This window comes from Microcoleus sp. ARI1-B5 (assembly GCF_036705795.1).
Lineage (GTDB): Bacteria > Cyanobacteriota > Cyanobacteriia > Cyanobacteriales > Microcoleaceae > Microcoleus.
In genome coordinates this window covers 1-8,065 of record NZ_JAUBVK010000060.1, presented here as the reverse complement: position 1 = coordinate 8,065, position 8,065 = coordinate 1, and the positions used below count along the sequence as shown (strand labels likewise).

The following is an 8,065-nucleotide window of genomic DNA, read 5'->3' as shown; positions in this document are numbered from 1 at the left end:
CGTGCTTGGATGGCTCCGACCGACCAACCCCACGAAAACTTCATCTTCCCTGAAGAAGTTCTGCCTCGCGGTAACGCTCTGTAATCAGCGCGAAATATCAAAAATTCCAACATTTTCAAAGGGTAAGATAAATCAATTTAGGCTTTACCCTTAATGTTTAAAAAGCTCCTGCCGATCGCTCGGCGGGAGCTTTTTTGTGCGATCGCACGCCCATCGCACATTTAAACCCGCTTTACAGCTCGCCCCACAGCCCATATTCTGACTCAAATATCTGCAATCCGTTCAAAAGCTCGATCGGGCGCTGGCTGTAGAGATCGATCGAAAACCCAGCCACAGCAGTAATTTCCCCTCATCTTGCAAAAATCTCAACTTGCATCCCCCCACTTCTAATTCCTTGTGTTATTCTAATAATTGTGACTACTGGAACGATACTCAGAACGCAGGTTCTTTCGGTTACGCTGGCAAGGGCTAGCGCACAAATCCTCACACCAAATCTTGTATTTGGGTGAGGTGCGTTCAAATATGAAGCCATTTAGCTAAACTGGAGGTGATGCCCATGATAGAAAGTAGTAAACCCATGGGTCATCAGATTGGAAACTACCGGCTGTGCGCCGGGGCCGCTCACTAGCAGTCAGCCGTCGTTTCCAACTGGAAACGACTTCCACGGGGAACCAGGCCCAGCTAGGGATTCTCCCGGCAGTCAGGTTCTAATCTGAAGACCCGCTAGACCGCTCTCACCTCAAATAGTGTTAAATCTTAAGTCTTAAAACTTGAGCCTTAACACTATTGGTGAGAGCGGATAGTTTTTGGTAGGATTTTCCGCAGGTGGGCTGTGAATCTGCCCTCATAGCTAATCCTCAAGAAAAAATTATGGCTGACCTACTTAACGATACTGAAATTCAAGAGCGCGCCAGTCAATTGTCAGGCCCGACGGTGTACGGCAAGCAATTACGGTGTACCCGTTCATTTAAAGATTTTATCGGCGCGGGAGGCTTTGTGAATAAGTTGGTCGCCCCCTCAGAAGCAGCAGGACATCACCCAGACAGAGAAATCTCCGATAACAAAGTAACAGTTAACTTGACAGCTCGCGCAGGAGGCTTAACTGAGAAAGACTTGGCGCTAGCCCAAGAGATTTATGCGCTAAATTAGAAGAGTTCCCGTTTTCCCAACAGCAGCCACCGCATCTAGCGACAGTCCCCGAGCGCGGAAAGCTCGCAAATAAAAAATCGACTCTGGGTTAGAATCGGGTGTGAAAAAGTCGAGATGCAAAAAGTCCAATGTATAAAAGGCTATTCGCCATCCTCCGACCATGATCGTATTTGAAAAGCCAGAGTTATTGAACGAGTCTGCCGAAAGAACCGATCTGATAGAAAAGCTTTTGGATATTGGCGCTGCTCTGTCGAGCGCCCAAGATTTGGGCGGCTTGTTAAACTTAATTTTATCTAAAAGCAGGGAAATCACCTACAGCGATGCGGGCAGCGTTTATTTAGTAGATCACAGCGACGCGAAATCTAAGTTGCTGTTCAAGGTAGCCCAAAACGGTTCTAAACCCAGACTGTCGTTTAAGGAATTTGCCCTGCCGCTGACAGACAAAAGCTTGGCGGGTTACGTGGCAATTACAGGTCAAAGTTTGAACCTGTCTGATGCCTACGACTTGCCGAACGGCGTACCCTACCAGCTAGATACGAGTTTTGACAGGGATATTAATTACCGCACTTGCTCGGTAATGGTGCTGCCCATGCAAAACCGACAGGGCGAAACAATAGGTATACTGCAACTGATTAACCGCAAAACAAAGGCAGATGCGGTGCTGACAGCAGAGAATGCCTGGGAATCGACGCAGCAGTATTCCGAGTGGGAAGAAAGGATAGTTCGATCGCTCGCTTCTCAAGCTGCAATCTCGATCGAGCGCAATCAACTCCAAGAAAGCATAGAACATTTGTTCGAGGGCTTCGTCAAAGCAAGCGTGCAAGTCATAGAAGCCAGAGACCCCTGTACCTACGGTCATTCAGAACGAGTAGCAGCCCTGACAGTACGCCTGTCAGAAGAAGTAAACGCCGTCAGCAGCGGATGGCTGCGCTCAGTTTACTTTAACAACCGCCAAATTCAAGAAATTCGCTACGCCGCCCTGCTGCACGATTTTGGCAAAATCGGAGTCCCAGAAGCAGTTTTGACCAAGCAGAAAAAGCTCTACCCCGCACAGCTAGAAATCATCCGCCACCGGTTTGGCTTAGCTCAGCGGACAATGGAAATGGAATGCGTCCAGGCTAAATACAAATACTTGCTAGAGCATTCAGCCTACCGAAAACACCCCAGCGAGGAGCCAGAGTGCGCTCAATGCCAGGAAATAGAACACCTAGACACGGCGCTAGCAGAGGGCAAAACCAGATTGGCAGAATACTGGGAAGTGCTGCTAGAGGCAAACGAACCTCACATTTTGGCAGAAGAACCCCTAGCTCAACTGCGAGAACTTTCTCGGCAAACTTACAGAGATATAGACGGGGCAATTAAACCGCTGCTGAGCCCAGACGAGATCGTGCAATTGATGGTGGAAAGGGGCAACCTGACGCCGGAAGAACGATCGGCAATAGAATCTCACGTAACTCACACTTACGAATTTCTCAGCCAAATTCCGTGGACAAAGGACCTAAAAAATGTTCCCCAAATAGCCTACGGACACCATGAAAAACTCGACGGCACCGGCTATCCGCGAGGTCTAAAACACTCAGAAATCCCCATTCAAGCGCAATTGATGACCATCGCCGATATTTATGACGCCCTAACGGCAGGCGATCGCCCCTACAAGCGAGCTCTGCGCACAGATGCAGCGATGAAAATTTTGCGACAAGAAGCAGCTCACAACAAAATCAACGCCGATTTGTTAGAACTGTTCGATCACCGCCGAGTCTTTAGCGTCCTGGGACACAGCTTGGATGTTAAAGTCGAATTAGCCTAGACGATTCGGGCGTGCTGTGCTAAAAATTAAATAGGCTACCCTGCGCCTAAAGTGTCAGCAGTCAAATCAATCCACAGCCCAAGTCTTGTCAGGTTTTGAGGCGGTTGAGTACAGGGGAAAAAACAGGCTCGGGGCAGCCGCCAATCACATCTATACACTGCGTCAGCCCGCAAGAATCAAAAGAAAAAGTGAATTTTAGGTCTCTTTTTGGAGTATGCTAGTTGAGCAACTACTGACCACATAGAAGACTCGAAAAGTTTCTCTGTAATCGGTGTGAGGATGAGAGTGAATATGTCGAAATTTTTGTGGAGTTACTTACTAATCAGCCCAGCAGTCTTAGGAGCTACCCTAGTAGTTTCTTCGAGCGCGATGGCAGCAGACGCAAAGCCGGCTGCTGATGCGCTCAAGCCTCAAGCGGCCCAAGCTGAAACAGGTCAAACCTCCGAAGCCAAAGTCAATGCTTTAGCTGCTGTTGACGAAACTAGCGCAGCACTAAAGCCAGTCGAAGAAATTTCCCAAGCAGCGGGCAGCGAAACCCAGCCGGCGATAGCAGCAGATTCGGGCCAGGCTGCAACACAAAGTGCGATCGCCGCAGCCAACACAGCCCCCGCAGTGGCAAATCCCGAAGCGGCATCAGAACCTGCAACTGAATCTTTAGCAGCAGTTGAGCCAACAGTCGCTCAACCAGTAGAAAATTCAGCCCCAGCAGCCAAACTAGAAAATCCAGCCCCGGCAGCTACCGCTATCCCAGAGCAAATTAGTGCAGTTCAATTAGAAACTACCGCCCCGACAGCGGCAGAGCCGGCACAACAAAGTTTGCCTTCTCCGGCTGAATCTCTAGCCCAAACTGTCGCACCACAAGCTCAAAACCCAGCCGCCACATTAGAACAGCTCAACCAGTACAGCAGCGAAGGTGCTGCCGGCGGCGAAACTCAGGGTCAAGTAACCTCAGTATCTCAACTTTCCGACGTGCGGCCCACAGACTGGGCATTCCAAGCACTGCAATCCCTAGTCGAGCGCTACAATTGCATAGCTGGCTATCCCGACGGCACCTTCCGCGGCAACCGGGCAATGACCCGCTACGAATTCGCCGCCGGTCTAAATGCGTGTTTGGACAAAGTTAGCGAGCTAATCAGAGCAGGCACTACCAACTTAGCTACGAAAGATGACTTGGCAGCCCTCCAACGGCTCCAAGAAGAATTTGCAGCGGAACTGGCAACCCTGCGCGGCCGCGTCGATGCTTTGGAAGCTCGGACATCAGAACTCGAAGCCAACCAATTTTCAACTACTACCAAACTGACTGGGGAAGCAATTTTTGCCCTCAGCGACGACTTTGGCGGCAATGATGGCTTGTTTGGCAGAGACAACAGAAGAATCGGCAGGGGTAACAATGAAGCCGTCTTCCAACAGCGGGTACGTCTCAATTTAAATACAAGCTTCACCGGTCGAGACTTGCTGCTCACCAGGCTTGATGTGGGCAACGGTCAAAACTTTAACTTCGGGGCTACCAGCGAGGGCACTCAAACCTGGAACGTAGTCAACCGCACCGACAACGTTTTTAACCTGGGCAGCTTGCTTTACAAGTTCCCCGCTAGCAATCGGTTGAACGTTACCATTGAAGCCGCTAACGGTATTTGGAACGATTTTATCCCCACCGTCAACCCTTACTTTGAAGACTTTGACGGCGGTAATGGCTCGCTCAGCGCCTTCGGTCAGAGCAACCCAATTTATCGCCTAGGTGGCGGTGCTGGTATCGGCTTCGATTACGCCTTCGGCGGCAGGGGCTTGCTGGGCGGCGTGTTCGGCCCGACTTCTCTGTCCTTCGGCTATTTGGCCTCAAATGCAGCCAATCCGACTAAGGGTGCAGGCTTGTTCAACGGCGACTACGCGGCGATGGGCCAGTTGACTTTTACCCCCGGACGCAACTTACAAGTTGCTTTCAACTACAACCACGGTTACTTTAGCAGAGGTAACTTCGGGTTTGACAACGGTTTGGGGAACGGGGAAGGCAATCTCGGCGGTTTCACCGGTACCGGCGTGGCTAATTCCATCAACGGTTTGAGCGAAGGCTTTGACGGCTTCCGCGCTCGCAAGGTTGTCAGCAATTCCTACGGCGCTCAGGCTTCGTTCCGACTCAGCCCGAGATTTATCCTTGGCGGCTGGGCCGGCTTAACCAATGCTCGCATTCTCGGCGTCGGCGATGCGAGAATTTGGAACTACGCTGCCACTTTGGCTTTGCCCGATTTAGGCAAAGAAGGCAACTTGCTGGGATTTGTGGTAGGTCGCGAGCCTTACTTGGATAAACTTGAGGCTCCCGGCAGTTTGCGGAGCTTCAGAAACGATACTTCGTGGCACTTTGAAGGGTTCTACAAGTTCAAGCTCTCGGATAACATTGCTGTGACTCCGGGTGTCATTTGGATTACCAACCCAAATCAAGACCGCAATAATGACGACATCATTATTGGTACTCTGAGAACTACTTTCACGTTCTAAGAGCGGGTTAGAGGAGGCAGGGCGGGTCATACCCTCTCTGCTGTCAACTCTAGCTAAATTTAGCCCTGCTTCCGGCAGGGCTTTTTTGTGCGGTGGACGAATAAGGAAATTAAGCCCCTCAAAAAACTTGCGAGAAGCCCCTATTTGGCAGAGGGCTAAACGTTAAAGGTGACACCTTCTTCACCTGACTCCAAAACCCGAAAGTATAATTTCTCAAAGGAGCGATCGGGCGATCGCATCTTATACATCTTATTTAAAAGCTTTTTTCCCCACCTTGCTCTTCCACCAGCACCCCAAGCCAAAAGCTAAACCAACACCTGCGATCGTAGTAGGTTCCGGCACAGTTTCAGACTCAGACTCGTACTCATAGGTGAGAGTAAGTGTTGAATCAACCGCGACAGTGCCCGCGTAAGTTCCAGTTGCAGGCGTTCCTAAAACTTTAACAGTACCCATTGCCGCAATGCTAGCAGCAATTAAATCCCCCGCACACCCACTAAACATATTTAGAGACTGCGGCGAACTATAACTCCTTGAAACTCGTACCCTCGCACTCCCACTTCTAGCCCCCGCAGCCCCCGATTCAATACTCATTTCCGGCGGATTTGCAAACAAACTCAAAACCAAATTGGGGTCAGCTTTTAAACTAGGTAAATTCACAGCAATTTGAGCATTCGTTACCGCAGTACCAGTAAAATTGCTAGTAGGAACAATACTGATATCGCTGTTAACCGTTGACTGAACTGTAACATAAGCCCTTAACAGCGTAGCCTAAAGCGAATTAAACTTAGGCAGCACCCCATTCAGATTACTATTGACTGGCTGCTGCTTCAAATTTACCGTATAAGTTTGCGTGAGAACAGCAGCTTGTACAGGTATTGCCAACTCATTGAAGCCCAAGCTAAGAACCCCAGAAACAACCGCTACTCCTAACTTTTCATATCCGTTCATTGCCACAGCCTCCTCAACGATCGCTCTTCTTTCCCTTCCCTAAAAGTGTCTGCCACTTTCCGCTTTTTTTTAACTGCCAGACAGCAGGTAAAACTTATAAAAATCGATAAACCTCGGCATATTTTGCACCCCCCAATGAACAACAGCAGAGAACAGATAACCTAAAAAAAAGACCGTATAAGCTATGCTAAAAGGAGCATAAGCAGCCCAATTCCAGCAGTCTGAAGGTTCTTCCCAAATGTGTTCGCGCCGCAGTAAATGAGCGTAAAATTGAAAAGACCTCGATCGCAAATTGTTAATCCCAGTCAAAGCAACTAGCAAATAATAGCCGTCAAACTTATTCAAAGGGTTGAGGTTAAAAACTACAGTGACAAGCGTTGCTACCATCAGCAAATAGCTAGCAAAATGCCATCCAGAATTAGGATTAGACAAAACCCAAACCCAAACCGATAAAGCCCAGATAGCAACCTGCACCAACACGCCTGCTGCCACTACAAAAACGCGCTGTTTCCGCCTCACTAAACTGTACTGATCTGTGGTATCCGTATAGCATCCTGGTATCAAGCACAAAAACAGCAGCCCTATTTCTGGGACAACACCACCGTAGTGCTTCAAAGTAAAAGCGTGACCTAATTCCTGCAGACCAACTACTACCATAATCAGTAGCACAAATGTTACCAGCGTTGTAATTTCCCCTGTTGCCCAAACCTGTTGATTGGAAGCAGAAACATCGTCAGCCAAAGCCAGCCACACAGAAAGAGAAGCACTGATAAAAGCGCACATAAAAAAGCTCAATTGCCACGTCCAAATCCAGCGGAGTTTACCTGCGTGTTTGGTTAGCCAAGCATCGGGATTCAACAGGGGAATTTGGAAAGACAACAATTGCTGAATGTTGAATTTGTTTGGGGGTGGTTTTTGAGGTTGGGTTACCTCTAACATTCCCGTTTCTGCTAGCATCCGCAACAAGTATTGCAAATCCTCCAAAGTAATGTCATATTCCGATGCAATATCGCCGATCGGCTGCAAGCCAAACTGTGACATTACCTCTTTGTCAGAATTGTCAACTTGCAAGCAAGTAACGCCTTCTGAGTTGCGGAGTATCCAATAGCCGTCTGGGTGCGGTATCCACTGTACCGTTGATTTGAGTTTGGGGCCAGAAAAAATTGTTCGAGAATCTTCACTCGGATTTTGAGATATGGATTTCTCCTCTTCCTGAGTCAAGCCGGGGTACAAATTTTCTTGACTTTCTCTGCGTGCAAATTTTTCACCATTTTGCATGATGTTGGGAGTTATAAATTGTAGGCTGCACAGAAAAACATTGGCAATGCCAGCAATTTGTATCTTGCTATACAGAAACGTTGCAATTTCAGTCCTGGACGCATGGGGGCCGAGAAACCGGGTTTTTTACCGAATCTGCGGTCTACAATGCGTCTTTTCGTAAAAAAACCCGGTTTCTAAACACTCGCGCGCAAATCCTGTATTAATTAATACAATAAATTGCCTGGTGTTTACAAGTTGCGATCGCTGCATGATTTACATGGCAATGTTTGATTAGCTAATTTTCAAATCTACGCAGTTAATTAATATACTCAATAGACATCTCCGAAAAATAAAATAAAGAGTAGGGAGAGATGGTAAAATAGATTTTTTTCGGGGCTGAGCATGAGT

Annotated in this window: 6 protein-coding genes; 3 read left to right on the top strand and 3 right to left on the bottom strand. The window is 48.4% G+C overall.

Annotated elements, in window-relative coordinates; translation table 11 throughout:
- Positions 1-870: 870 nt before the first annotated feature.
- From QUB63_RS34590 to QUB63_RS34580, 3 genes are all read left to right on the top strand, one after another.
- Positions 871-1,149, top strand: coding sequence for a 4a-hydroxytetrahydrobiopterin dehydratase (locus QUB63_RS34590; RefSeq protein ID WP_332949913.1), 279 nt, complete (start codon positions 871-873; stop codon positions 1,147-1,149).
- A 160-nt stretch (positions 1,150-1,309) separates the two neighbouring features.
- Positions 1,310-2,956 (top strand): HD domain-containing phosphohydrolase, encoded by a 1,647-nt coding sequence (locus QUB63_RS34585; protein ID WP_332949912.1) that lies wholly within the window; start codon positions 1,310-1,312, stop codon positions 2,954-2,956.
- A gap of 291 nt (positions 2,957-3,247) precedes the next feature.
- Complete coding sequence (locus QUB63_RS34580; protein WP_332949911.1) at positions 3,248-5,449, top strand: iron uptake porin; 2,202 nt, start codon at positions 3,248-3,250, stop codon at positions 5,447-5,449.
- A 249-nt stretch (positions 5,450-5,698) separates the two neighbouring features.
- On the opposite strand, the gene QUB63_RS34575 is transcribed toward QUB63_RS34580, so the two are convergent.
- The 3 genes from QUB63_RS34575 to QUB63_RS34565 all read right to left on the bottom strand — a co-directional run bounded on the left by QUB63_RS34575 (position 5,699) and on the right by QUB63_RS34565 (position 7,675).
- Positions 5,699-6,106 (bottom strand): PEP-CTERM sorting domain-containing protein, encoded by a 408-nt coding sequence (locus QUB63_RS34575; protein WP_332949910.1) that lies wholly within the window; start codon positions 6,104-6,106, stop codon positions 5,699-5,701.
- Between the two features lie 111 nt (positions 6,107-6,217).
- A complete protein-coding gene (locus tag QUB63_RS34570; RefSeq protein ID WP_332949909.1) occupies positions 6,218-6,397 on the bottom strand; it encodes a hypothetical protein in 180 nt (59 codons plus the stop codon).
- Positions 6,398-6,466: 69 nt separating this feature from the next.
- Positions 6,467-7,675 (bottom strand): hypothetical protein, encoded by a 1,209-nt coding sequence (locus QUB63_RS34565; protein WP_332949908.1) that lies wholly within the window; start codon positions 7,673-7,675, stop codon positions 6,467-6,469.
- Positions 7,676-8,065: the final 390 nt, after the last annotated feature.

Excerpts from the sequence above, each read along its gene's own strand:
- QUB63_RS34590 (WP_332949913.1), top strand. The coding sequence starts at position 871 with ATGGCTGACCTACTTAACGATACTGAAATTCAAGAGCGCGCCAGTCAA.
- QUB63_RS34580 (WP_332949911.1), top strand. The coding sequence starts at position 3,248 with ATGTCGAAATTTTTGTGGAGTTACTTACTAATCAGCCCAGCAGTCTTA.
- QUB63_RS34570 (WP_332949909.1), bottom strand. The coding sequence starts at position 6,397 with ATGAACGGATATGAAAAGTTAGGAGTAGCGGTTGTTTCTGGGGTTCTT.
- QUB63_RS34585 (WP_332949912.1), top strand. The coding sequence starts at position 1,310 with ATGATCGTATTTGAAAAGCCAGAGTTATTGAACGAGTCTGCCGAAAGA.
- QUB63_RS34565 (WP_332949908.1), bottom strand. The coding sequence starts at position 7,675 with ATGCAAAATGGTGAAAAATTTGCACGCAGAGAAAGTCAAGAAAATTTG.